General features: G+C 61.6%; 18 protein-coding genes. 11 read left to right on the forward strand and 7 right to left on the reverse strand.

Features of this window, described 5'->3' with window-relative positions; genetic code table 11:
• Positions 1-113 precede the first annotated feature (113 nt).
• The 9 genes from DN745_RS08595 (at position 114) to DN745_RS19300 (ending at position 12,022) form a co-directional block, all read left to right on the forward strand.
• Entirely contained in the window at positions 114-878 is a 765-nt protein-coding gene (locus DN745_RS08595; RefSeq protein WP_162687553.1) for a ribonuclease HI, read from the forward strand.
• A gap of 54 nt (positions 879-932) precedes the next feature.
• Complete coding sequence (locus tag DN745_RS08600) at positions 933-1,925, forward strand: AAA family ATPase (protein ID WP_111333873.1); 993 nt, start codon at positions 933-935, stop codon at positions 1,923-1,925.
• Between the two features lie 84 nt (positions 1,926-2,009).
• Positions 2,010-2,885 carry a DUF58 domain-containing protein gene (locus DN745_RS08605; RefSeq protein WP_111333875.1) on the forward strand — a complete coding sequence of 292 codons (876 nt, stop codon included), beginning with the start codon at positions 2,010-2,012 and terminating at the stop codon, positions 2,883-2,885.
• A gap of 40 nt (positions 2,886-2,925) precedes the next feature.
• Positions 2,926-4,089, forward strand: coding sequence for a BatD family protein (locus tag DN745_RS08610; protein ID WP_162687554.1), 1,164 nt, complete (start codon positions 2,926-2,928; stop codon positions 4,087-4,089).
• Entirely contained in the window at positions 4,086-5,138 is a 1,053-nt protein-coding gene (locus tag DN745_RS08615) for a vWA domain-containing protein (RefSeq protein WP_111333975.1), read from the forward strand. The genes DN745_RS08610 and DN745_RS08615 overlap by 4 nt, the downstream gene beginning before the upstream one ends.
• A 7-nt stretch (positions 5,139-5,145) precedes the next feature.
• Entirely contained in the window at positions 5,146-8,481 is a 3,336-nt protein-coding gene (locus DN745_RS08620; protein ID WP_111333977.1) for a VWA domain-containing protein, read from the forward strand.
• Between the two features lie 4 nt (positions 8,482-8,485).
• Positions 8,486-11,257, forward strand: coding sequence for a BatD family protein (locus DN745_RS08625; protein WP_111333978.1), 2,772 nt, complete (start codon positions 8,486-8,488; stop codon positions 11,255-11,257).
• A complete protein-coding gene (locus DN745_RS08630; RefSeq protein ID WP_111333980.1) occupies positions 11,254-11,664 on the forward strand; it encodes a cupin domain-containing protein in 411 nt (136 codons plus the stop codon). The genes DN745_RS08625 and DN745_RS08630 overlap by 4 nt, the downstream gene beginning before the upstream one ends.
• A 112-nt stretch (positions 11,665-11,776) precedes the next feature.
• Positions 11,777-12,022 carry a hypothetical protein gene (locus DN745_RS19300; RefSeq protein ID WP_133621998.1) on the forward strand — a complete coding sequence of 82 codons (246 nt, stop codon included), beginning with the start codon at positions 11,777-11,779 and terminating at the stop codon, positions 12,020-12,022.
• Positions 12,023-12,036: 14 nt separating this feature from the next.
• Here the strand turns inward: DN745_RS19300 and DN745_RS08635 are convergent, their stop codons facing one another.
• Positions 12,037-13,476 carry a sodium:solute symporter family transporter gene (locus tag DN745_RS08635; RefSeq protein ID WP_111333982.1) on the reverse strand — a complete coding sequence of 480 codons (1,440 nt, stop codon included), beginning with the start codon at positions 13,474-13,476 and terminating at the stop codon, positions 12,037-12,039.
• 107 nt (positions 13,477-13,583) lie between these two features.
• Positions 13,584-15,218, reverse strand: coding sequence for a tetratricopeptide repeat protein (locus DN745_RS08640; RefSeq protein WP_111333983.1), 1,635 nt, complete (start codon positions 15,216-15,218; stop codon positions 13,584-13,586).
• 279 nt (positions 15,219-15,497) lie between these two features.
• On the opposite strand from DN745_RS08640, the gene DN745_RS08645 reads away from it, so the two are divergent.
• Entirely contained in the window at positions 15,498-17,834 is a 2,337-nt protein-coding gene (locus DN745_RS08645; RefSeq protein WP_204355122.1) for an acyl-CoA dehydrogenase family protein, read from the forward strand.
• A gap of 90 nt (positions 17,835-17,924) precedes the next feature.
• Here DN745_RS08645 and DN745_RS08650 read toward each other — a convergent pair whose 3' ends face one another.
• The 5 genes from DN745_RS08650 to ald form a co-directional block, all read right to left on the reverse strand.
• A complete protein-coding gene (locus DN745_RS08650) occupies positions 17,925-18,905 on the reverse strand; it encodes a hypothetical protein (RefSeq protein WP_111333987.1) in 981 nt (326 codons plus the stop codon).
• 54 nt (positions 18,906-18,959) lie between these two features.
• A complete protein-coding gene (locus DN745_RS08655) occupies positions 18,960-19,952 on the reverse strand; it encodes a diacylglycerol kinase family protein (RefSeq protein ID WP_111333988.1) in 993 nt (330 codons plus the stop codon).
• 148 nt (positions 19,953-20,100) lie between these two features.
• Positions 20,101-20,892 (reverse strand): anti-sigma factor family protein, encoded by a 792-nt coding sequence (locus DN745_RS08660; protein WP_111333990.1) that lies wholly within the window; start codon positions 20,890-20,892, stop codon positions 20,101-20,103.
• Between the two features lie 67 nt (positions 20,893-20,959).
• Positions 20,960-21,625, reverse strand: coding sequence for a sigma-70 family RNA polymerase sigma factor (locus tag DN745_RS08665; RefSeq protein ID WP_111333991.1), 666 nt, complete (start codon positions 21,623-21,625; stop codon positions 20,960-20,962).
• A 324-nt stretch (positions 21,626-21,949) separates the two neighbouring features.
• Entirely contained in the window at positions 21,950-23,071 is a 1,122-nt protein-coding gene (gene ald / locus DN745_RS08670) for an alanine dehydrogenase (protein WP_111333993.1), read from the reverse strand.
• Positions 23,072-23,274: 203 nt separating this feature from the next.
• On the opposite strand from ald, the gene DN745_RS08675 reads away from it, so the two are divergent.
• A complete protein-coding gene (locus tag DN745_RS08675; protein WP_162687555.1) occupies positions 23,275-23,847 on the forward strand; it encodes a nitroreductase family protein in 573 nt (190 codons plus the stop codon).
• Positions 23,848-23,858: the final 11 nt, after the last annotated feature.

Raw genomic sequence — 23,858 nt, forward strand, 5'->3', positions numbered from 1 at the left:
CAAAGAACAACCCGATTGGCCCGCGCCGCCCTACCTTTTTTAGCCGCCCCTATGCTATGGATTCCTGCGACGCGACAGCTTGTAAATGACACCCAATGGCAGCGAGATTTCAAATGGCATGGCAGCGCAGGTTTTTTAAGGGCAAAAAGGTTTACGCTCTGGTCGATGAGGCCGGAGAACTCGTGGTCAAAAACGGTCGTGTGCCGATGAAATATAGCGATTCGGAGGGCGCCAAAGAATACGCAGCGAGCCCGCGAAACCTGTCGGGTCCGGTCGACAGCGCGGGGAATGTGGCCGAGAAGAAGTCCGCCTCCGCGCCGCGGAAATCGAGCTCAAAGGCATCTGCCGCCAGGGCCAAAACCCCGCGCGCTCAGATGTTACCGGGAACAAATTCGGCCGCCATTCCGATACAGCTTGGGCCCACCGCCCGGGTCTCCACCGAAGTCCCCGCTGAATTGCGCGGCTATAAGCCGGTCGAAGACGGCATTATCGAGGTCTACACCGACGGCGCCTGCAGCGGAAACCCCGGCCCCTGCGGCTACGGCCTGCTGATTCGCCAGGGCTCCGACTACCGCGAGGTCAGCGAATACCTGGGCAAGGGCACCAATAATATCGCGGAATTGATGGCCATCGGCGTGACGCTGACCATGATCGAGGACAAGTCGGCCAAGGTGCGCATCTACACCGACAGCACCTATTCCATCGGCGTCCTGACCAAGAATTGGAAGGCAAAAGCCAACACCGAATTGATCATGGGAATAAGAGCGCTGGTTTCGGAATTTGAAGACCTCACGCTCATCAAGGTCAAGGGCCACGCCGGCCACCCATTGAATGAGCGCGCGGATACCCTGGCGACCTCGTCGCTCAATCACCGCTGAATCGTTTAGTCGCACTCATTACCGTTTCATCTTAACCTAAAAGACGACACCAATATGACCGCCGAAGTTGGACATCTTAACGAAATGGTTCGCGAGCACAGCGAATTTGTCGATAGCATGCGCCGCGAGCTCGACCGCGTCGTGGTCGGGCAATCCTATATGATTGAGCGCCTGCTCATCGGCATGCTGACCGGCGGGCACGTCCTGCTCGAGGGCGTCCCCGGGCTGGCAAAGACGCTCACCGTTAAGTCGCTGGCCGAATGCGTGGACCTGGACTTTAGCCGCATCCAATTCACCCCGGACCTTCTGCCGGCCGACCTCATCGGCACGATGATCTACGACCAGCATGACCGCGAATTCGTCCCCAGAAAGGGCCCGGTCTTCACCAATATTCTGCTGGCCGACGAGATCAACCGCGCCCCCGCCAAGGTGCAGTCCGCGCTGCTTGAGGCCATGCAGGAGCGCCAGGTCACCATCGGCGACACCTCCTATAAATTGCCGCCGCCCTTTTTGGTCCTGGCCACCCAGAACCCCATCGAGCAAGAGGGAACCTACCCGCTCCCCGAAGCCCAGGTCGACCGCTTTATGCTGATGATCCGCGTCGGGTACCCGAGCCGCGAAGAAGAGCGCATCATCATGGACCGGGTCACCGAGCGCACCATGCCCTCCGAACTCAGCCCGGTCACCACGCCCGAGCAGATCATGCAGGCCCAAAAGGCGGTGCGCGAGATCTATATCGACGACAAGCTCAAGGAATATATCGTCGATATCATCTTCGCCACGCGCTCCCCTCAAGACTATAAGATGCGGGAATTGCGTGACTTTATTGAGTTCGGCGCCAGCCCGCGCGCCACGATTTACCTGAACCTCGCCGCCAAGGCCCACGCCTTCGTGAACCGGCGCGGGTTCGTGACCCCCGAAGATATCAAGTCGGTCGCCATCGATGTGCTGCGCCACCGGGTCATCCTCACCTTCGCCGCCGAAGCCGAAGAATATACGCCCGAGAAGGTGATCGAGCAGATTCTGGAGACCATCGAAGTCCCCTGACCCGTGGCACCCAAAGCCGGCGGATTTGCGCTGGCTTTGTACCCGGGAATTTTGCTCATTTTATTTCTGTAGACATCGTTGCTTATGCTCCGAAAAGAACTCATCAAGGCGGTCAAGCACCTGGAATTGGTCGCTCGACGCGCGGTCAATGATCAGCTCGCCGGCCAATACCAGAGCGTGTTCAAAGGCCGCGGCATGGACTTTACCGACGTGCGCGAATACCAGCCTGGCGATGATATTCGTGTCATCGACTGGAACGTGTCGGCGCGCACCGGGGATATGCATATCAAGCAATTCGTCGAGGAGCGCGAGCTGACCGTGCTGCTGCTGGTCGACGCCTCGGCCAGCCAGACCTTCGGCACCGTGAACCGCAGCAAGCAGGAGACCAGCGCCGAGCTCGCCGCGCTCATCGCCTTTAGCGCCATCAAGAATAACGACCGCGTCGGCCTCTTTATCTTCACCGATGAAATGGAGACGTTTTTGCCGCCCAAAAAAGGCCGAAAACACGTGCTCCGCGTCATCACCGAGATCCTCGATTTCAAGCCCAAAAGCCGCGGCACCGACCTCGCCGCCGCTCTGGAATATATGTCGCGCATCACCCGAAAGCGCGCGCTGGTCTTCGCCATCAGCGACTTTCAGGACGAGAATTTCGAGATGAGCCTTAATATCGCCAATCGCCGCCACGAGGTCATCCCCGTGCTGGTCGAAGACCCCATGGAGTTCGAGCTCCCCGACATGGGCCTCGCCCCGTTCCAGGACCCCGAGACCGGCGAGGTCTTTATGGCCGACACCTCATCGAAGAAGGTCCGCGAGAACTTTCGGATCGCGGCGCTTCGCCGGCATAATAAGTTGCTGCATACCTTCCGAAAGAACAAAATCGACCATATCGCGATTCGCACCGATAAGAGCCATATTGAGCCGCTGGTTAAGTATTTCCGGACCCGCGCCAAACGGCATTGATCGCATGATTATTGACTCTAAAATTGGAAGATATTTCGATATGAGCCTTCGAATCCCCCTCGCAATGCTTGTGGTATTGAGCTGCTTTGGGCTTCGACTCGCCACGGCCCATGCCACCACGCCGGACGCAGGTGCGCCCGAGGCGGCGGCCGAAGTTGGCGCACAAGCCAGCAACGCCACGCTTTCGCAAAATTTCAACGCCCCAGAGTCCGCCGCCGTCGGCGACCGCCTGGCGCTCACGCTTGAGGTACGCCACCCGCTCAACACCACCGCTCATCTGCCCGAGGCCTTTCCGAACCCTCGCTGGGAGGTCGCCAGCCGGGAGCATCAAAGCCTGCAGGGCGAAGCCGACATCACCACGACCTTCAACCTGGTCTTCCAGATTTTTCGCCCCGGCGAGACCACCTTGCCCGCGTTTGATGTCACGGTTTTGCAGGCCGATGGCTCGGTTGAAAAGTTAGCGACCGAGCCGGTCAGCGCCAAGGTCCTGTCGGTATTGCCCGGCGGCGATACCCCCGAATTAGCCGCCCCCCGCAACCCGGTCGCCGTGTGGACCGATGATTATACGATCTTATGGGTCGGTGGAGGTCTGCTGGCCCTCTTAATCGCGGGCGGCGTGGGTTTCTTTATCAACCGGCGAAACCAGCCCGAGGCCCCGGCCCCGCCGCCGCGCCCCGCGCATCTCGTCGCGCTCGAAAAACTCAGCGCCCTCACGCCCGGCGACCTGCTCGACAGCGGCGACTATATGGTCTTCTACGTGCGCATGTCCGAGGCGATTCGCGAATACCTCGGGCGTCGCTACCACTTCCGCGGCACCGAGCTCACGACCACCGAGATACTCGGGCACCTCGGCGCCGTTGAGTCCGGCGAGGGTTGGCCCAAGGGCATCTCCTACGAGGACGTGCGCGACTGGCTTAATTATTGTGACCTGATCAAATTCAGCGATATGACGCCCGCCCGAGAGCGCAGCGAACAACTGCTTCGCCAGGCGTTCTCGATGGTCGAGCTGACCCACGTGCGCGCGCCTCAGTCCGACGCACAGGCCGACGTCGACGCGACTACGGAACAACCCGGCGACGCACCAACCGAAGTTGCCCCGCGTGGAGCCGAAGCGCCGGAGTCGCCGGCGATTGATGACGCCTCCGATGACAGCGCCGACGCCGCATCTGATGACTCGACCGACGCGCGGGAGGAAAAGCCATGAGCTTCTCATTTGCCCATCCCTGGGTCCTCGCGCTGCTTATCCTGGTGCCGGCGCTCGCCGCGTACCTCTTTATGCCGCGCTTTCGCCGCCGCCAGGTCGCGCCCTTTCGCTTCTCGGGCGTCTCCCTGCTCAAGCAACAAAAGCCGGGCATCAAAAGCCGCCTGCAGCCGCTGCCGGATATCCTCTTTTTGGCCGCCATCACCCTGCTGATCGTCGCGATGGCGCGGCCGCAAAATGTCGAGGTCCAGGAGGTCGAGGTCGAGGGTATCGATATCTATCTCACCCTCGATATGTCCGGCTCGATGCGCGCCATCGACCAGAGCGACGAAGAGGTCCGCGAGATTCTCGCGCGCGGAAAACAGCCCGATGACCGGTTTAAGACCGCCGTGTCGGTGCTCGAAAATTTTATCAAATCCCGCAAATACGACCGCATCGGCATGGTCGTCTTCGCGCGCGACGCCTATCTGCAATTTCCGCTGACCCTCGATTATAACACGATCCTGGGCATGTTGGCCGACCTGGACCTGGGCGATATCGACCCGGCGGGCACCGCCATTGGCAACGCCATCGGCCGCGCCGTCGCGGGTCTGCAGAAGAGCGAGGCCCGCACCAAAGTGCTCATCCTCATCACCGACGGCGACCGGCGCGGCGGCAATATCTCGCCGACGGTCGCCGCCGACCTCGCAAAGAAGCTCGACATCGTGGTCTTCCCGATCCTGGTCGGGCGAGACGGCCCGGTGCTGGTCCCCGTCGAGGTTCGCGGACTCGCCGGCAAAAGCCTGCGTTTCCAGAAGACGGAATTCCCCGTCAACCCCGAGCTGCTCCAAGAAATCGCCGATATTACCGGCGGCGAGTACTACCGCGCGGCGGACGGAAAGGCGCTTCAGACCCAGATCCACCAGATCCTCGACCGCTTCGAGCGCGACCGCATCAAAGGCAGCGCAGATCTTCGGAAACATGAATTATTTCATCACTTTGCGATCTGGGCGATCGTCCTGCTTTTTGCGCAGATGATCCTTCGATACACCTACTTACGCACTTATCCCTGAGGGCGACATGCATTTCGGACGTCCTGACAATTTATATTTTTTGCTCTTGCTGGTGCCGATGGCCGTGGCCTTCGGCGGGTTCCTCTGGTGGAAGCGCCGGGTGCGCGAGCGCATCGGGCACTTTCAGCTCGTCAACGAGATGGCCTCGGCGCATTCGCCGGCGCGCCAGGTCACGCGCGCCATCCTGGTGATGGTGGCCTTTGCCCTGATCTGCCTGGCCTGCGCGCGCCCTCAATGGGGTCAAGATGACCGCACCATCAAACGCTTCGGGGTCGACGTGGTCTTCGCCCTCGACCTCTCAAAGAGCATGCTGGCCCAGGATATCCCGCCCAGCCGACTCAACGCCGCCAAAAAAGAGATCTCGGGCATCCTCAAATCCCTGCAAGGTGACCGCGTGGGCCTGGTCGTCTTCACCGCGGTGAGCTTCGCCCAGTCGCCGCTCACCGCAGACTACGGCGCCATCGACTTCTACCTCGACAAGCTCACCCCACGGCAGATGCCCATGGGCGGCACCGCCCTGGCCCCGGCCATGCTCGACAGCATCAAGCTGCTGACCGGCAAGGAAGTTCATATCGGCCCGGCGCGCACCCGCGACGCGGCCCAACAAGTCCCCGAAGCCGACCATATCAAACGCGCGAAGAACCAGGTCATCGTCCTGATCACCGACGGCGAAGACCACGAATCCGCGCCGCTTAAAGCCGCACAGGTCGCCAAACAACACGGAATCCACGTCGTCACCGTCGGCATCGGGAGCACCCAGGGCAGCCGCATCCCCATCTTCGACGAGCACGACAACCTCACCGGCTATAAGCGCGACCAGCGCGGCGAGTTGATCCAGAGCGCGCTGGACGAGACGACGCTGCAAAAAGTCGCGGCCGAAACCGGCGGAACCTATGTCCACTATAACGGCAAAAACTCGGTCGTGAACGGGGTCACCCAATTCATCAACCACCTCGAGAAGACCGAACTTGAGACCATGCTGCGCGAGAATTATAAAGACCGCTTCGTCCTCTTCTTGGCCCCGGCGCTCTTGCTCTTGCTCCTGGCCCTATTGCTCGGCGAGCGCCGTCGCGGCGCCGGCCAACTTCTGGCGCGGCGCGGCTGCGAAGAGACCGACAAGCCGGCCTCGAAAAAGAGCAAAAAGACAGGCGCGCGCCAATCCGCGACGCTGCTTATTTTGTTGGTTCTTCTGGTTCCGTCCGTCGGCCTGATGGGTTGCGACGACACCTTCCGCAACACCCTGGGCACCGTCGACGAGGCCAACGAACTCATCAGCCAGAACGAATACGCCAAGGCGCTGGAAAAATACCAGGAGGCCGAGACCGAAATCCCGGCCAACGCCGAGCTCCACTATAACCTCGGCATCGCCCTGCTCGGCGAGAAGAAATACGACGAGGCCCGCCAGGCGTTCGCCCGCGCGCTCGCCACACAGGACCCGGAGCTGCGCTTTGACAGCCTCTTTAATATGGGGCTGACCCTGGCGCGCCAGGAGCAATGGAAGGAGGCCTACGACACCTATAAACAGGCGCTTCAGGTCAACCTGGACCCGGCCAAAGAAGTCAACACAGAGCGCGTTAAACAGGCCCAACACAACCTGGAAGTCGTCTTCCGCAAGCTCTTCCCGCCCTGCGCCGAGCTCGAGGATGACTCCGAAGCAAACGATGACCCGAGCAGCGCGGCCGACCTCGATAAGCTCGAGAAAAAAGAGCGCACCCTCTGCGGGCTCAACGACGACTGGTATAAATTGCCGATCATCCCCGGCTCGAAGGTCTCGGTCAAAGCGACCTTCTCCCAATTGCGCGACGAGCCGGACCCCGAGCATATCTTTTTGACGCGCCCCGAAGACCTGCAGCTCTCCATTTTTGACGCGCGCGGCGAGAAGGCCGTCGGCGTCGACCAGGGCTCCCACGACGACTTCGACCCGAAAAGGACGCGCGCCACCCGCGAGATCGCCGACCTTCGCGTCACCCCCGAGATGCTCCCCGGCGACACGGACCAATTGCTGATCAAATTGGCGGCCGGTGAGTATCGCGAGTTTTCTTATGACCTCGAAGTGACCGCGATCCCGCCCTGCCACGCGCTCGAAGACGACTTCGAGCCCAATAATGACGCAAACGCCGCCGCCGCCATCGACACCGGCTCCCATGACCTGCACCTTTGTCCCGGAAACGACGATTGGTTCCGGGTCGAGATGGAGCTCGGCGACTCGCTCTTCGTCGACCTGCAGGCAGGCGAAGACGTGGAGCGTGAAAAGCCCGCCAATTTGTCCGTGCGCATTCTGCGCGCGGACACCGGCGAGGTCGTCGCCACCGAGCGTCTTGAGCCGCCGTTTTTGACCGCGGGCATCCAGGACGTCGCGAAGCCGGGGACCTATCTGATTCATATCGGCGGCCAAACCGACGACGAGCAAGGCCCCTATCGCGCCGACGTCTACCACTATGCGCCCTGCGTAATTGGCAACGACCGCTTCGAGCCCAATGACTCGGCCCAGGCAGCCGCGGACGTCGACCCGAACGCCGAGCATCTTCGCTACCTGCGCCTATGCGCCGACGACCGCGACTATTTCAAACTCCCCGCCCCAGAGCCGGCGGATGCCGACGACTCCGACGCGTCGAAGACCGCGCCCGCGCCGAATCCGCAAGCGCCCGCGGCGCCTCAAGGCGGCAAGAAGGAAGATCTCATCTCCTGGGCGCTTACCCGCGTGGGCGATGCGCCCGAAAAACCGGCCACGCCCGGCGATGCACCCGTCGCGCTCGCCCTGGACCTGCTGAGCCTGTCGGGCAACCAGGTCATCGCCGAGGGCATCACCCCGGAGACGCCCGACGCGCTCGGACCGCTCAGCCCGGACGCGCCCGAGATCGCGCTCTTGCCCGACCAAATCGTGCACTACGATAACGCCCAAAAAGAGCAGCTCCTGCTGCGCGCTCAAGGCCCGGCGACCTTCTACCATTTGAGGCAACTCAACCCTCAAAATCAGAATCAGGACGAACAGGAGAACCAGGACGAGCAGCAAGACGAAAACGAGGAGAAGAACGAGGACCAGGACCAGAACGAGGACTCCGAGCAGGACGGCGACAACGAGGATGAGAGCGACGAGGAAGACAAAGACGAGTCCTCCGACGAGAGCGATAAGGACGAAGAGTCTTCCGAAGACGACGACTCCAAGGACTCCGAAGATAAGGAGCAGGACGACGCCGCCGAGGACTCCGAGGAAGAGGCGATGACGCCCGAGGAGCGGCGCATGGATGATATTTTGCGCGCGCTCGAAGAAAGCGATGATAATTTTCAGATGAAAAAAGCGCTCGAGAATATGCCTCGCCGCCATATCGAGAAGGATTGGTGATATCATGAGGATGCTACGCTCAAACCACCCCATCGCCCTCTTTCGGATCGGTTTCTTTTTGGCGCTCGCGTATCTGTCACTGGCAACGCTCGCGCCGGCGAACGCGCAGGCTGCGCAAGGCGTGAGCGTGAGCGTCGAGCCCGAAGAGGTCGGCGTTGGGGGCGTGATTACCTATACGGTGTCGGCTCGAAGCGAGGGCAATCGTGCCATCTCAGTGATTCGCGATCCCGAATTCGACAACTCCTTTCGCATTCAATTCACCAGCGATTCCCCGGGCATCACGATCGTCAACGGCCACGCGCAGCGCAGCCTGACGCGCGTCTACCGGCTGCGCGTGAGTCGCGAGGGCGAGTTCGAGATCAAGCCACCTCAGCTTCGGCTGGGCGACCAGGTGGTGACGCCCGAGTCCACGCGCGTCAAAGTCGTCGAAGCCTCCGCGGCACCGCGAAAATCGGGTCGCTCCCAAAACTCAAACCGCGGCCAGCGCCCCCGCGGGGCGCGCTCGAGCAGCGAGGCGTTTATCGAGTATCAACTCGAACCCACCGAGAAGCCGTATCTGGGCCAACAGATCACGCTGAGCTATGCCCTTTTCTCCGACGCATTTCGCAACAACCTCAGCCCCCACCCACCCGATGAGCCCAGCTTTGACGACTTCTGGGTCGACGACCTGAGCGAGAATTTCGCCGGTCAACGCCAGACAATTCGGCGAAATGGGGAACTCATGACCCAGACAAATCTGCGCGCCTACGCCCTCTTTCCGCTCAAGGCCGGCGCCGCGAAGATCGAGGCATTTCAGCTGGATGCCGTCGAAGGCGGCGTCTTTGGACGCCGCCAACTTATTCGACTCGGCACCGACCCCATCGACATCGAAGTGCGCCCCCTGCCGCCCGAGCCGCCCGCATCATTCCGCGAAGGAAACGTCGGGCAATGGACCTTCGAGGTCACCACCGACCGCATGCACGCCAAGATGGGCGACCCGATCACGGTTCGTGTGCGCGCCAAAGGCAACGGCCAGGTGCGCCGGGTCTCATTGCCCGAGCTGCCCCAGATCGACGGCGCCAAGATCGCAAATAAACGCTCAAAAACCGACCCGACGATCGTCAACGGCGTCGTAGGCGGGCGGCTCACCGACGAATATACGCTCATCGCCCAGCGCGAAGGCGAGGTCGTGATTCCGGCCCTTGAATTCGGCTATTTTGACCCGATTGAGGAGCGCTATAAAACGCATCGAAGCGCCGAGACGCCCATCAAGATCGCCGGCGGCGCCGCGCCCCAGGAGCCTCAGGCCGCCCAGGCACCGGTCGATCGCGTCAATCCCTCCGGCGAAGAGGAAGAAGGCGCCACGGCTGCCATCTTAAAGACCCTCGACGCCCCGCGCGACACCATCTCCGCCGACTCGCCGCGCGCCCCGGTCGCGTCGCATCCAGCGTTTTGGGTGCTGATCGCCTTTCCCTTGCTCGGCCTGCTTGGGCTTGGACTTGAGCGTCCGCTTCGCAGAGTCATCAACGCACGAACGCCTCGCCAGGGACGCGCGCGAGCCTACCAACGCGCCCTCGCCCGGCTCGGCGAACCCGGGCCGAACGCCGGCAGCGCCGACGCGTTTGACGCGATCCGCGACGCCGTCAATATCTACGCCGCCGAGGTTGCGCAGGTCCCCAGCGGCGACATCTCCGCGGCCAAACTCCCCGGGCACCTGAAGAAGCGAGGCGTCTCCGACGCCCTGGCCGAGCGCCTCGGCGAGGTTCTTCAGGAGGTCCAAAATGTGCGCTATTCACCGCAGCATCAGTCCGCTCATACCTCCCAAGAATGGGTCGACATCTGCAAAACCTGCCTGGAGCAAATCGAAAGAGAGCGCCAGTCCAAGGGATGGAGCGTCAACGCGGCGCTGCTGGTCCTAAATATTTTGCTCATCGCCACCACCCTCGGCACGCCCGCCCTTTCGTTCGCCCAGGCCGACGCGCCGAATCAGCCGGCAAACGCCGAGACGAGCGCCGCGGCCGACCTCCACGCCAAAGCCCTCGCCGCCCAGGAAGCGCAGGATTGGAAGGCCGCCTCGGCCTATTGGTCCCAGGCACTTCAGGCACACCCCGAATCGGTCGATATCCTCTATAACCTTGCGCTCGCCCACGCCCAAAATAGTGACTTCGGCCTGGCGCGCCTCTATATGGAGCGCGCGTCGATCTTCGCCCCAGGCGACCGGCAAATCTCGAGGAATCTCGAGCGTCTTCAACAACTTATCACCCTGCAGCAAATCGAAGAGGTGCGCGACTCGGCGACCCAATCGGATCGCATCAACAGCAGCACCGGAGGGCTCTTCTGGTGGTCCCTGCTGACCAGCACCACCCCGAATTCGCTGGCGGTCACCGTCGTCATCCTCCTCTGGCTGCTGCTCGTCGCCCAGATCATTCGACGCTTCGTGGATATCCCGCTCGCCCGGCAGGCCGCAAAATACGCCTCCGGAGCGTTCGCAGTGGGCATTTTATGCTGCGGCGCGACCTGGCTTGCCCGCGCGCAGGTCGTGTCTACCATTAGGCCAGCCGTAATTATCAACGCCGATATTTCGCTGCGCGATGGCCCGAGCCAACACGCCGGAATCACCCGACTCGACACCATCGTCGTCCCCGGCCTGCTGGTCCCCACCAGCGCCGAAAACGACGGATGGGTGAAGCTGGACTTCGACGATGAGTCGAGCGCCTGGACCCGCGCCGAAAATATCCGCTACGTCATGCCCCACTCGGGTCAAAACAACGCCCTTTCAAATGGACTAGTCAAATGACCACGAAGCGAAGCGAACCATCCGAGCGCCTGCGCGCCCACCCCGCCGAGCGATTCGCCGACGACGAGCGAATCCTCGACCTGGCTCAATGCACCCAGACGCTGTTAAGCGAGGACCATAAAGCGGTCGACGGGCATCGCCAATATACGCTCAGTCGCAGCGACACCCACACCACCATCCTCTTTCATTTTGAGAAAGGCAGCCGCATCCCGGAGCATATGGTTCGCGGCGACGTCAGCATTCATGTGTTGGACGGCCAGCTTGAGGTCGAGACTCCCAGCCAGACCCATCGGCTTAAGGCCGAGCAAATCCTGGTGCTCGCCGCCGGCGTCAAGCACGATGTCCACGCGCTCAGCGAGACCCGCATGCTCCTGACGGTCCAGCTTACCCCGAAGCAGAAGAACTAACTGCCCCACTTCTGGATCCTGCAGTTTCAGCGACTTCGAAATTGCAGGATCACCGAATCTGAGATACGTAGGCACTTCAAAGCGGCGCAATTTCGAGCGCCGCGTCTTTTAATTGAGGGCCCCCGCCATCGCACACTCCATCACAGCCCCCGCTCATTGCCCGGAATGCGGCAGCGACAGCGTCCACACCCGACGCTCCATCATCGGCGTCGTCTTCGGTTGGATCTTGGTCACCGTCGGCTTTTTAGCCGCGTTCCCCACCATGTGCATCAGCTTCATCCTGTCGATCTGGGGGGTCTTCCTGATCATGCCCAAGCACCGCTGCAAAGACTGCCGCTGGAAGACCCGCGCACGCTGAGCCGCCCCCCTGCCTCAGCCATCCAGGTGACGCACTCGCTGCGCCAATATCGAAAAATCAAAGCGCCCGGCGACCGGCAATAAGAGCAGGACGAGCGAGAGCACCACGGGCGTCAGCGACGCCAAGAGAAACGACTCCAGCAGGTATTCGGTCGGCGCGCCGGGCGCAGGGAACACGATCAACCCCGCGACTAGTCCGCCCAGGGTGCTGATGACCGCGTTATAGCTCTGGTAGCGCCCGCTATAGAATCCAAAGAACACCGGGAACGCCGCCGCGCAACACAGCAGATCGGCCAGCAGGAAAAGATAGAGCACGCTATATCCCTGGGCCGCCACAATCAGCACGGGCACCGACAGCACGACGATCACCCCGCGCGACAGCGACAACAGCCCCTGGCTGCTGAGCCGAGGCAGTAGCCGGCGCAGGTCGACCACCAGGATGCTCGACAGCCCGCTGATGGTCGAGTCGGCGCTGCTCATGATCAGCGCCAACCCAAAGGGCAACAGGCTGATCGCAAACCAGAGCGGGACTGTGTCCAGGAGCACGCTAAACAACGCCACCGAGCCGTCCCCCGGCAACTCCAACCCCACGAAAGCCAGCCCGAATAGCCCCATGATGAAGATAATGGGCGCGCTCAGCAGACCGCTGATAAGAAACCCGTTGCGAATCACCTTCTGGTCGCGCGCCGCGAAGATGCGCTGCCAGGTCCCCTGGTAAAAAAGGCCGGTCAGCACCACCGCGATAAAGAAGGTTAGCCCGGACTTCAATCCATTGACATCGAGGGGATTGAGCAGGTGCGGCGCGTTGTTCTGCAACCCGTCAATGACGGGCCCAAGGCCGCCCACCGCTTGCCACCCGAAGCCAATCAGCACGACCAGAAACGGCAAGATCAGCAGCATCTGCAGCCGGTCGGTGAAGATGGTCACCCGAAGTCCGCCGTACAGGGTATAAAAGAGGGTCGCGACCATCACAATGCTCGCCGTCAGCCACAGCGGGACCGGGGCGAGCAACGCGACCATCTGGGCGATGGCGGTTAGCCCCGCGGTCAGGCTGATAAATAGGTAGAACACCATGATGACCAGCACAAAACCGTACATCACCCGCCCGTAGCGCCCGAGGACAAACTCGGTAAGCGTATGTCCCTCGGGCATCAGGCTGCGGATGCGATTGGCCAGCGGAATCATCATCAGCCGCGGCGCCATCGACCCCAGCGCGTAGCCGATGATCGCGCCGATCCCGCCCCAGGTCGCGGCCTGGGCGGGACCAAATAGAATCCAGGTCCCCAGCGTGGTCGCCAACAAGGTGAGCAGCGTGGCCAGACTATTCTGGCTATTTCGGGCGACCAGAAAGTCGTCCAGCCCATCCTGCGCCCGGCGCGCATATATCAAGCCAGGAACGGCGAAGAGCGCCGCGAAGAAGACCAAATAAACAACAGCGCTGATGGGGCTTAGCATTCGTGAGTCTTTCCTTAACGGCGGACCAGCAGGCTGGTCAAAAAGAGGCGCGCGCGCGAAACAGCGGTTCAAAAAGGCGCGCGCCCCTGCGGCATTTGTCGGTTAAATCAGTCTAATTTATCGCCATTATACCCCAACTCGCTGCCGATGTCGGCGAGCATCTGGCGGGCGAAATCACCGTATTCCCAATCGTCCGGGGCGAGCTCGAGCGCCTGGTGCAGGTCCTGCGCGGCCTCGGCGTGCTGGTCCAGGATATTCCACACGCCGGCGCGCTTGGCGTAGGGCATCGGGTTATAGGGGTCGATCTCAATGGCGCGATTCCAATCGTCGATGGCCCCGTTGAAGTCCTGGTTCTTCAGGCGCGCCAGGCCCCGGTTGAGGTGCGACTGAACATCTTCGGCGTCCAGCTCGATGGCCTTGGTATAGTCCTCGACCGCCTTCTCGTATTGCTCCAGGCCAACCCGGGCGTTCCCCCGGTTATAATAGTGCTCGCCGGCGTAGGGCTGCAGCTCGATGGCGTTTCCGAGGTACTCGATGGCCTCCTCAAAATACTCGGTGCTCAGGTAAATAAACCCGAGCGCGGACCAGGCCTCGGCGTAATTCGCGTCGAGCTCGGTTGCCTTCTTATAGTCCAAAATCGCCTCGCGAAGGTCGCCGCGCGCGCGGTGCACCATCGCGCGGTTTGAGTGCGCGATCACCGAGGTCGGGTCGAGCTCAAGCGCCCGCGTGAAGTCTTCTTCGGCGCCGGTATAATCTTCGAGGATGCAGCGGATGATGCCGCGATTGGTGAAGACCTCGGGGGATTCGGGGTCGGTCTCAGCCGCCAGATCCAGGTCGACCACCGCCTGCATGAAGGATTTCTGGGCGTAATAGGCAAGCGCCCGGTTCAGGAGCGCCGCGACGTTGGTCGGCTCGCGCTCAAGCGCCAGGTCGAAGTCGGCGATGGCCTCGTCGACGTGGTCGTGCGCGGCGCGGGCGATGCCGCGCTGCAAATAGGCGTCGATGAAGTTGGCGTCCAGGGCGAGCGCGGCGTCGCAGTCCTCGATAGCCCCGTGGAGGTCGCCGCGCGAAAAGCGCTCTTCGGCGCGGGCCAGATACGCCTCGGCGTCCTCAAGCGGGGGCGCGTCGACCGCCTCGTGGTGATGATGGTGCGCGTCGTCGTCCTGGTGGCCGTGCATCGTCTCGGCGAAGGCCCCGGAGCGGGCAAGCTCGTCGAACTCTTCCATAAACTCCGAGGTGAGCGTGGCGTAGAGCTTACGGAACGCCTCTTGATGCGCGCGCAAGGTCTCCATCGACTCGGTGATCGGCTTCAAGAGGTCGCGCTGGCCGAGTGTGTCGACGCGATCGACGAGCTTTGCGTGCTGGCGAAAGACCTGAAGTTGCGCGTCGACGCCCAGCTTCGCGGGCAGCGGATCTTCGCCCAGCGTGCAGGCCTGCTCAAGCTGGCGAAGCTCGTCGAGCACCTCTTCGAGCGTGCGGTCCTCGCGAATCACGAGGTCCAGGCTCATCGGTCCCACCAGCAAATAACGCGCATCCAACGCCGCCGCGCGCACGTAGATCCACCAGGCCAGCCGAAAGATCACGTCCACATGGTCAGACTCGGCGCTCAACGGCGCGGGAACCTGCTGGCGAACCCCGGCGCTACGAATCGCCTCGGCGATGGTACGATCGCTGATTCGGTCACTGTCTCGCAATTGGTTGAGTTGCGCGGCAACGGCGTCAAGTCTTGATAGAGAGGTCATAGCATCGTCCGGGACTGAATGGCTGGTTAAATGGGTGACTCGGTGCGTGATGCGCACATTATCGATGTTTTGGCTGTGTATTCTGGGCAACTTTGGCAGCGCGAGTTCGGGTCCAAAACGCAACCGTCCGAACTCGCGACGGCTCTTCTTTACCCCGACTCGCTTGCGCGTCAAACCCCTCACTGCTAATTCAATGATATCGATTTAGAAAATAACGCGCGCTGCCCCGCCGGCGAGGTCCTTCGGGGCAAGCGAGTCATCCTTCACCACGGAATGACCATGTCTACGCTCAAAGAACTCATCACCCACGAGCACCTCCTCCCGGTCGCGCCCATGATCTACGCCGCCTGGGCCGACGGTGTTCTTAGCGATACCGAGATGACCAGCCTTCGGGCCTACGCCACCGGTCAAGACTGGCTCGACGCCGATGCTCAGGCGGCCCTTGGCGCCTGGCTGGACCCCGAAGATCCGCCGTCGGCGACGACGCTGACGCGGCTGCGCGCGGCGATAAGCACAAGCGCCGGAGACCTGAGTCAGTGCCATCAAATGACGCTCGCCGCGCTCGGCGAGCGCATCGCCACGCGGGAGAACGGCCAGCACCCGCCGGCCTGGTATAGCGACGACGTCCGCGCCCATATTGAGGCGATTGAGAAGAACCTCGGCTTTGCCCCCAAGGATGCCGCCAGCGCGATTCTCCTGCGCGAGGGTGCCCTCCCCGCGGCTCAGCGCTTCGAGGAACCTGAGGCGGACTTCGACATTGACGCGATGACCCGCCTGCTCGATGGCCCCTGGCGCGAGACCTGGAAGTCGGTGCGCGCGTTGCTGGCCAGCGATGCCTTCGAATATGTCGACGATGTCTCGACCGATGCGTACCGAGAACAAGTCCTGGACTGGCTAAAGGTCGTGGCCCGTCACGGGTTTGGCGACATCGCCCCGAAGTCGAAGGATCCGAGCATGGAAGAAATCGGCGCGTCGATGGGCCGATTTATGGCCTCATTTGAGGCGCTGGGGATGTTCGACCTGAGCCTGGCCATCAAATTTGGCGTGCAATTTGGCCTATTTGGCGGGAGCATCCTCTTTTTGGGGACGCCGAAGCACCACGAAAAATACCTCGCCGACGTGGGAAGCGCCCGCCTGCTCGGCGGCTTCGCGATGACCGAGCGCGGCCACGGCTCCAACGTCCAGGACCTTCAGACGACGGCGACTTTCGACCCGGAGCGCGACGAATTCGTCATCCACACCCCGACCGACCAGGCCCAAAAGGAATGGATCGGCAACGCGGCGGTCCACGGGCAAATGATGACGGTCTTTGCCCAATTGCATACCGCCGGCGAGCAATACGGCGTGCACGCGTTTCTGGTGCCCGTTCGCGACGCAGATGGCCAACCTGCCCCGGGCGTGCGCCTCAAAGACTGCGGCCACAAGATGGGGCTCAACGGGGTCGACAACGGGCGCATCTGGTTTGACCAGGTGCGCATTCCCCGCGAGAACCTTTTGGACCGCTACGCGAGCGTGTCGCCCCAGGGCGAGTATTCCAGCCCAATCGCCAGCGGCGGCAAGCGCTTCTTCACGATGCTTGGGACGCTGGTCGCCGGGCGCATCAGCGTCGCCGCCTGCGGGCTCACCGCCTCGAAGTCCGCCCTGGCCATCGCCACACGCTACGGCGCGATGCGCCGGCAATTCGGCCCCGCCGGCAAGCCCGAGTCACCGATCCTCAACTACCCGACCCATCAGCAGCGCCTGATGCCGCGCATCGCGACCGCCTATGGCCTGCATTTTGCGGTCGAAAAGTTGCGCCAGCGCTATATCGAAACCCGCGGCAACGAGGATAATCGCGAGGTCGAGGCCATGGCCGCGGCGCTGAAATCCTTCAGTTCGTGGCACGCGATTGAGGCGACCCAGGCGGCGCGCGAATGCTGCGGCGGGATGGGCTATTTGAGCGAGAACCGCATCAGCCCCAACCGGGTCGACGTCGACATCTTCGCGACCTTCGAGGGCGATAATACCGTGCTGATGATGCTCGTCGCCCGAAGCCTGTTGAGCCAATATCGCCAGCAATTTGAGAACGCGTCGATCTTTACGCTCGCGCGTTTTGTCGCCGGCCAGGCCGCCAGCGCGATCCAAAAGCGCAACCCGCTGGTGACCCGTGACACGGCGCCCGAGCATCTGCGCGACGCGGACTTCCAATTGCGGGTATTTCGCACGCGCGAAGATGATCTTCTCGGCTCCGCCGCGCAGCGCCTCAAACGTCGCCTGGACAATGACATGGACGCCTTCGACGCCTTCAACGAGGTTCAGCCGCACCTGCTCTCGCTGGCCAACGCCCACGCCGAGCGCGTCGTGATGGAGTGTTTCGCCGAGGGCGTCGACGCCGCCCAAGACCCCGCGCTCAAACGCACGCTCACCATGCTGCGCGACCTCTATGCGATGGAATATCTGCACCGCGATATCGGCTGGTTCCTGGAGAACGGCTATGTCGAACCTCAAAAGTCCCGGGCGATTCGAGACCTTCGCAATCAACTCTGCGCCGACGCGCGCCAGCAAGCGCTCCCGCTGGTGAACGCCTGGGGAATCCCCGACGGCGTGCTGAGCGCGCCGATCGCTTTCCCCCGATAAGCGAAGTCTTGTAACGGAGCGAGGACGAACAAAAACCGCCCGGGCGCCTTCAGTTGGCGTCCGGGCGGTTCATTTGTTTGCTGCGCTGACTTACTCCGAGTCGACCGCTTCGGATTCAGCTGAATCGACGGCTTCCTCGCCCGCGGCCTCAACTTCCGCAGCTTCGTCCACCTCTAAATCAGCGTCGCCTTCTTCTGTTGGCGCGACGTTAAGGTAGGTGGGAATAACCTTGCGAATCTCGAGCTTGCCGACCGATGCGCGCGACGGCCCAAGCTCGTACTCGACCTGAAGGCGCTCGGCTCCATCGGGCCCAACCAAAATATAGACGGTCGAGCGGTCGTGGCGATTCTCAACCGACTTGATCTTCACCTCGCCCTCGCGAAAGACCGGCTTCTGGTCCGCCAAAAAGGTGCGAAATGCCGCCATCTCGGGGAAGCGCGATGCGACGAGCGCATACGCCGTTTCGTCATTGCCGCTGCGCAGCGCCCGGTGAAAATCCAACACGACGACCGCCGCGGGCTCGGCGCGAAGGTCGCGGCTTCGCTGCTCGAACAGGAGCGAGTCCAGCGTCAATACGGGTTCTTCGGAGTCCGCCACCGGCTGGGCGTCGATGCCCAAAATCATGACGAGCTTCTGGGAACTCTCCGGCGGCGTAAACTCGACGCTGATATCCCAGTGACCGTCGGCGGTCATGGTAGAACCCATGATATTTGGCAGCGCCCCGTCGATAAGGCTGGCGTACTCGTCGCGCTGAAGGCTGAGCTGGTCGACCGAAATCTTCGCCGCCAAATCCTCAGACATCTTGGCGCGAATCGCCTCGAGCTTATTTGCCTTGAGGTCACTGGCGACCTCCGTGGCCATCTTCTGTGCGGCGACTTCCTGGACAATAAACTCTTTGAACGATCCGCAGCAGGAGACCGTCTGCCAGGCGCCAAACGCCAGCGCGACACCGAATAGAATAAGAATGACCAGGCACCCGATGCCCAGAATCTTCCAGACTTTTTTGCCCCCGCCTGAGCCGGAGTCACCGCTGACAAAATCACTGGGCGGCTTAAATTCGATGCGCGACATAATGGGTCTTCCTCGAGGAGCTGACCGCAGGATAACTGCGGGAGCGTGTCGTCTTTAGAGCGAGTAGAATACCGCCGGCGCGGCCGGCTCAATCTGCAATATATAGGGTTTATCGGGGTCGTAGAGTTCCCCGTCAAGCACATATCCGGCGCTGCCGTCGATATGAATGCGCCTAAAACCGGCGTTCGGCTTCGAAGCCGTGCCGCCCAGCGCGCGCAAAAAGTCCGGCTTTAGCCGGCTCTGCGTGACCTGCGACAATAGCTCCCTGGGCGTGTCACCGCTTCGAAAGCTTGGATGCTCCGACGCCAGATGCAGCCCAAACCAGCTCGACTCAAGGCTGCCGGCCAACCAGAATCCGAAGGACTCGGCGTGCGGCTTTCCGTCCACGCTGATACGCGCCTGCACCAATTTAGGCGCAGCGCTTCCGCTCATCACCAGGCGCTTCGCCATGCCGCTGAGCACCGACCCGGCGGCGATCACGCTGCTTGAGCGCTCCCCTGCGCCCCGGTGAAATCCCTCGAAAATATCGTAAAAAAGTCCCGCGCCGCAGGCAAACCCGTATTGGGACGCGGGCAACGCCGACGATGTGATTTTGAGCATCGGCAGCCGGCGACGCTTAAGCCCACCGGCTCGATGCGCCCGGCTCAACTGTTTGAGCGCCTTCGGGCTCGGCGCGCCCGCGCCGAGGGCGTCGGCCACGGTATGCACGGCCCCTACCGCCATCACCGCGAGGTTCAACGGGGTGCGATGCGCGCTAAAGTGGCGGCGATGCAAGGTCAAAATCTCGGCGACCACGGCATCCGACCCGAGCACCAGGATCAAATCCGCGCCCTCATCGAGGAAGCGCTCGAGAGCATCCCGACGACTCTCGTCGTGGGCTTCCGTGAGGAAATGCGCCGACTCCAACGCCGCGGAGTCGAGCTCCGAGCGCGCTTTTGCGCTCGCGAAAACCCCGATCAGCCCAGAGGACTGCTCGCCTGGGCTCGAGCCTTGAGACGCGTCACTGGCGTCGTTGTTTCTGCGTTTCTTTTTTGAAAATATCGACATTAAAACTCCATACGATGTTGGCGCATACCTTACGCCAAAAAAGCTCTGAAGCAAGCGACACCGCCCGATGGCGACGCAACTTGCGACAGAGCTTCGATGGAGTAGCCGGTATGAAGGAGGCCACCTTCGGCGCTCACCAGCCCCAGGGTTATTTCTGAAGCGAGGAGCCGACCAACTCGAGCATCTCCTGCTCGGGCAGATCGCTGGTCATCGTATAAGTAATGCCGTTGCTCTGAAGGACCGCGACCTCGTAGCCGTGGCTGTTGAGCACCGCGATCTCGCGGCCGTTGACCGTGCGAATCTTATCGCTGGGGACCTTGAAATCTTTGCTATGGAACATCATGACGCTCAGGCGCGCGCCGTCGATATCGTAGAGGGCGTAGGCCGCCCGGTGGTCTTTGATATGTGCGATACGACCGCCGATGAGCCGGACTCGGTCGGACTGAAAGGTAGGAAGGCGCACGGGGAAGTCGACCTTACCGCGGAACCAACGCGTGACGTTCTGATTCTCGGGGCCGGTAACTTCGACCGGCAAATCGCCCTTATGCCAGTCGATGGTATTCTCGACCACCGGCACCTGCTCACTGGACGCCGGCATGACCGTAAGTTTGGGCATAAAGACGAAGATCATCATCACAGACGCCGCCAGCGGCGCTCCGATGACCGCGGCCCGCACAAATGGGCTGCGGCGGCGGCGAGCGCGGCGGTCTTGGCGCTCAACGTCTTTGATTTGTTCGGTGATACGCAGGTGCAAGGACTGCGGGGCTTTCTGGCCGCCGAGCACTTCGCGGAAGCGCTTTTTGAATTGGAATCTCATCTCCGCCTGTGCCCGGCAATCGGAGCAGGCGCGCAGATGAGCTTCGATCTCCGCCCTTTCGCGCTCCTCAAACTCGCCGTCGACATACGCGTCGCTAAAAAGTTGAAATTCCTGACAATTCATCTCGGTCCTCGTAAAAAAGTGATATTACAGCACGCCTGGATAGGCAGCGAAGCACATAACCTGCCTATCAGGCTTGGGCGCGTTTGAGTCGATATTCTTCGAGAACCGTCGTGTTCTCACCCTGAGCCGCGTCTTCTTCGGCGGCGTCCTCCGCGGCGATATAGCCTTCCTTGCGGGCGTATTCTTCCAGGCCCGCCTGAAGCATGCGCCGCCCACGGTAGAGTCGGCTCATCACCGTGCCGATGGGGCAGTCCATGATCTCGGCGATCTCTTTATAGGCGAAGTCCTGCAGGTCAGCCAAGAGAACGACCATGCGGAAGTCCACCGGCATTGCCTCAAGCGCGGCCTTCACCTCGTCGCCGAACACCTTGAAATAGAGACGCTCTTCGTCTTCGCCGAAGTCGTCCACGAACGGGTTGGTCGGCGGCGCCTCGGCACGCTCCTGGAGCGGGCGATAATCGTCGTCGACCAGAAACTCACGGCTCTTCTTGGACTTACGATACCGGTTGATGAAGGTATTCGTCATGATCTTGAAGAGCCACGCCTTGCAATTCGTGCCGCTCTCGTAGCGGTCGAAATAGCGATAGGCCTTCAGCATAGCCTCTTGCACGAGATCCTCGGCGTCCTGCTCATCTTTGGTCATCCGTAGAGCGGTGCCATATAGAGCGTCGAGGTGGGGGACCGCTTCGCGTTCAAACCCGATATCCTTTTCGCTGCGCTTTTTGCCGAACATATCGCCTCTTTCTTTCAAATTGAGTCAAATGGTTACTCGCGAAGACAAAGCTTCGAATTTAATCAATCAAACTCACGAAGTCTTGCGTTCACCTATTACAACAATAGGCTCCTCGCATTCTATTTCATAAGACTTCAAGATCACGGGATTTATTCTAATGCGACGCACTCCGTGAAATCCAAAGGCGCCAAAACAAGCAAACAAAACCCAACAAATTCAACGACATGCAACCAATTAAGGAGCTGAACGCGCGCGTTCGCCCCGCCGAAGAACTTTCGATCGCGCGCAAAGCTCAAGCGCCCGTGCGCCTACCCGGCGTGGCCATCAGGGGCGCCCCACCGCATCAAGCGCCGGGGTATACTCAAGCTCGAGCGAGGCCGCGACGGCCGGATGCGTGACGCAACCCGCGTAGGTATTCAGCCCTTTGGCCAGCGCCGAGTCTGAGCGCACCGCCACCTCGATCCCCCGCTGCGCAATCGCCAACCCGTCGCGCAGCGTCGTGTTGCCCAGCGCAAAGGTCGAGGTGCGCGGCACCGCGCCGGGCATATTTGCGACGCAATAATGCACGATATCATCGATCACATAGGTCGGATGGGCGTGGGTGGTCGGCTTGCAGGTCTCGATACACCCGCCCTGGTCGACCGCCACGTCCACGACCACGCTGCCCGGCTGCATCTCCTTGAGCAGCGAGCGCGGCACCAGGTTTGGCGCGCGCGCGCCGGCCAGCAGCACCGCGCCCACCACCAAATCGGCGCCCCGCACCGCCACGGCGATATTCTCGGCGTTCGAATAAAGGGTCTGAATGCGATTATTAAACATCTCGTTCAGGTCGCGCAGCCGGTAGAGGTTGACGTCAAAAATCGTGACGTCCGCCCCCATGCCGACGGCCATCGTCGCCGCGTTGGTGCCGACGGTTCCGCCGCCGAGGATGACGACCTTGCCGCGCAAGACCCCCGGCACGCCGCCGAGCAGCACGCCTTTGCCCCCGGCGCTGCGCTCCAGGCTGCGCGCGCCGACCTGAATCGACATCCGCCCGGCGACCTCGCTCATCGGCTCGAGCAGCGGCAGTCGCCCGTCGGCCAACTCGATGGTCTCGTAGGCCACCGCCGACACCTTCTTCTCAAGCAACACCTGCGCCAACTCCGGCACCGCCGCCAGGTGCAAATAGGTGTAGAGAATCTGGTTGGGCTGCATCAGATCATATTCGGAGGGAAGCGGCTCCTTCACCTTGACGATCATGTCGGAGTTTTCCCAAATATCGCGCGGGTTATCCAAGATCTGCGCGCCCGAGTCGTGATATTCGGCGTCGGAGATGCCGCTGCCCTCCCCGGCCCCCTTCTGGATACGAACCTGGTGCCCTCGCGACACATATTCGCGCACGGAAGCCGGAATCAACCCGACACGATACTCGTTATCTTTGATCTCGGTTGGAACGCCGATTCTCATCTTCTAACTCCGAATCCTGGGGAATTTTGGCGGAAGTTTGACTCGAATTGAGCTCGACTTCTGGGGGTGCTCAGTTGCAATACTGCGCACTGAGCATATATAGCGACCCTGATGGAGCCGCGCAACGCGCTGCCTCAGCGCTCGCACAGCCCCATGCCAATTGTATGTCACTCAATGCATCCCATAAAACCTTTGAGGGCTCAATGAACACACGCGAAGCCATTCTCACCCGCCGCACCGTCCAAAAATTCAGCACCGACCCGGTCCCCGAGGGCTGTGTTGAACGCGCCGTGGAATGCGCGCTGCGCGCCCCAAACCACAAGCTCACGAACCCCTGGCGCTTCCGGCGCGCGGGGCCTGAGACCCGCGAAAAATTGCTCAATATCGTGCTCGATATCAAACGGGCTGACGCCGCGGCCAAGGGGCGCGAGCTCAAGCAGCAGAGCATCGATATGATTCAGGCCAAAGCCGGCAACTCGCCCGAATTGCTCGTGGTCACCCAGATTCGCAATGATGAGGACGCCTTTCGCAGCCGCGAGGACTACGCCGCGATTGCCTGCGCGATCCAGAATATCTCGCTGTCGCTGTGGTCCGAAGGCGTGGGCAGCAAGTGGGCGACCGGCGGGCCGACCCGCCACCCGGACACCTATAAGCTATTGGGGATTGACCCGGCGAGTGAGGAGATCGTCGGATTCGTCCGCATCGGTCACCCCATGGTGGAGCCCATGGAGTCGCCGCGCCTGCCGCTCAAAGATGTCTACTCGGAGCTCCCCTGAGCCCACGCGGG

This window comes from Bradymonas sediminis (genome assembly GCF_003258315.1).
GTDB lineage: Bacteria > Myxococcota_A > Bradymonadia > Bradymonadales > Bradymonadaceae > Bradymonas > Bradymonas sediminis.

What these genes read in the sequence shown, in the direction of transcription:
- DN745_RS08595 (WP_162687553.1), top strand. Translation starts at nt 114, where the DNA reads ATGGCATGGCAGCGCAGGTTTTTTAAGGGCAAAAAGGTTTACGCTCTG.
- DN745_RS08600 (WP_111333873.1), top strand. Translation starts at nt 933, where the DNA reads ATGACCGCCGAAGTTGGACATCTTAACGAAATGGTTCGCGAGCACAGC.
- DN745_RS08605 (WP_111333875.1), top strand. Translation starts at nt 2,010, where the DNA reads ATGCTCCGAAAAGAACTCATCAAGGCGGTCAAGCACCTGGAATTGGTC.
- DN745_RS08610 (WP_162687554.1), top strand. Translation starts at nt 2,926, where the DNA reads ATGAGCCTTCGAATCCCCCTCGCAATGCTTGTGGTATTGAGCTGCTTT.
- DN745_RS08615 (WP_111333975.1), top strand. Translation starts at nt 4,086, where the DNA reads ATGAGCTTCTCATTTGCCCATCCCTGGGTCCTCGCGCTGCTTATCCTG.
- DN745_RS08620 (WP_111333977.1), top strand. Translation starts at nt 5,146, where the DNA reads ATGCATTTCGGACGTCCTGACAATTTATATTTTTTGCTCTTGCTGGTG.
- DN745_RS08625 (WP_111333978.1), top strand. Translation starts at nt 8,486, where the DNA reads ATGAGGATGCTACGCTCAAACCACCCCATCGCCCTCTTTCGGATCGGT.
- DN745_RS08630 (WP_111333980.1), top strand. Translation starts at nt 11,254, where the DNA reads ATGACCACGAAGCGAAGCGAACCATCCGAGCGCCTGCGCGCCCACCCC.
- DN745_RS08635 (WP_111333982.1), bottom strand. Translation starts at nt 13,476, where the DNA reads ATGCTAAGCCCCATCAGCGCTGTTGTTTATTTGGTCTTCTTCGCGGCG.
- DN745_RS08640 (WP_111333983.1), bottom strand. Translation starts at nt 15,218, where the DNA reads ATGACCTCTCTATCAAGACTTGACGCCGTTGCCGCGCAACTCAACCAA.
- DN745_RS08645 (WP_204355122.1), top strand. Translation starts at nt 15,498, where the DNA reads ATGTCTACGCTCAAAGAACTCATCACCCACGAGCACCTCCTCCCGGTC.
- DN745_RS08650 (WP_111333987.1), bottom strand. Translation starts at nt 18,905, where the DNA reads ATGTCGCGCATCGAATTTAAGCCGCCCAGTGATTTTGTCAGCGGTGAC.
- DN745_RS08655 (WP_111333988.1), bottom strand. Translation starts at nt 19,952, where the DNA reads ATGTCGATATTTTCAAAAAAGAAACGCAGAAACAACGACGCCAGTGAC.
- DN745_RS08660 (WP_111333990.1), bottom strand. Translation starts at nt 20,892, where the DNA reads ATGAATTGTCAGGAATTTCAACTTTTTAGCGACGCGTATGTCGACGGC.
- DN745_RS08665 (WP_111333991.1), bottom strand. Translation starts at nt 21,625, where the DNA reads ATGTTCGGCAAAAAGCGCAGCGAAAAGGATATCGGGTTTGAACGCGAA.
- ald (WP_111333993.1), bottom strand. Translation starts at nt 23,071, where the DNA reads ATGAGAATCGGCGTTCCAACCGAGATCAAAGATAACGAGTATCGTGTC.
- DN745_RS08675 (WP_162687555.1), top strand. Translation starts at nt 23,275, where the DNA reads ATGAACACACGCGAAGCCATTCTCACCCGCCGCACCGTCCAAAAATTC.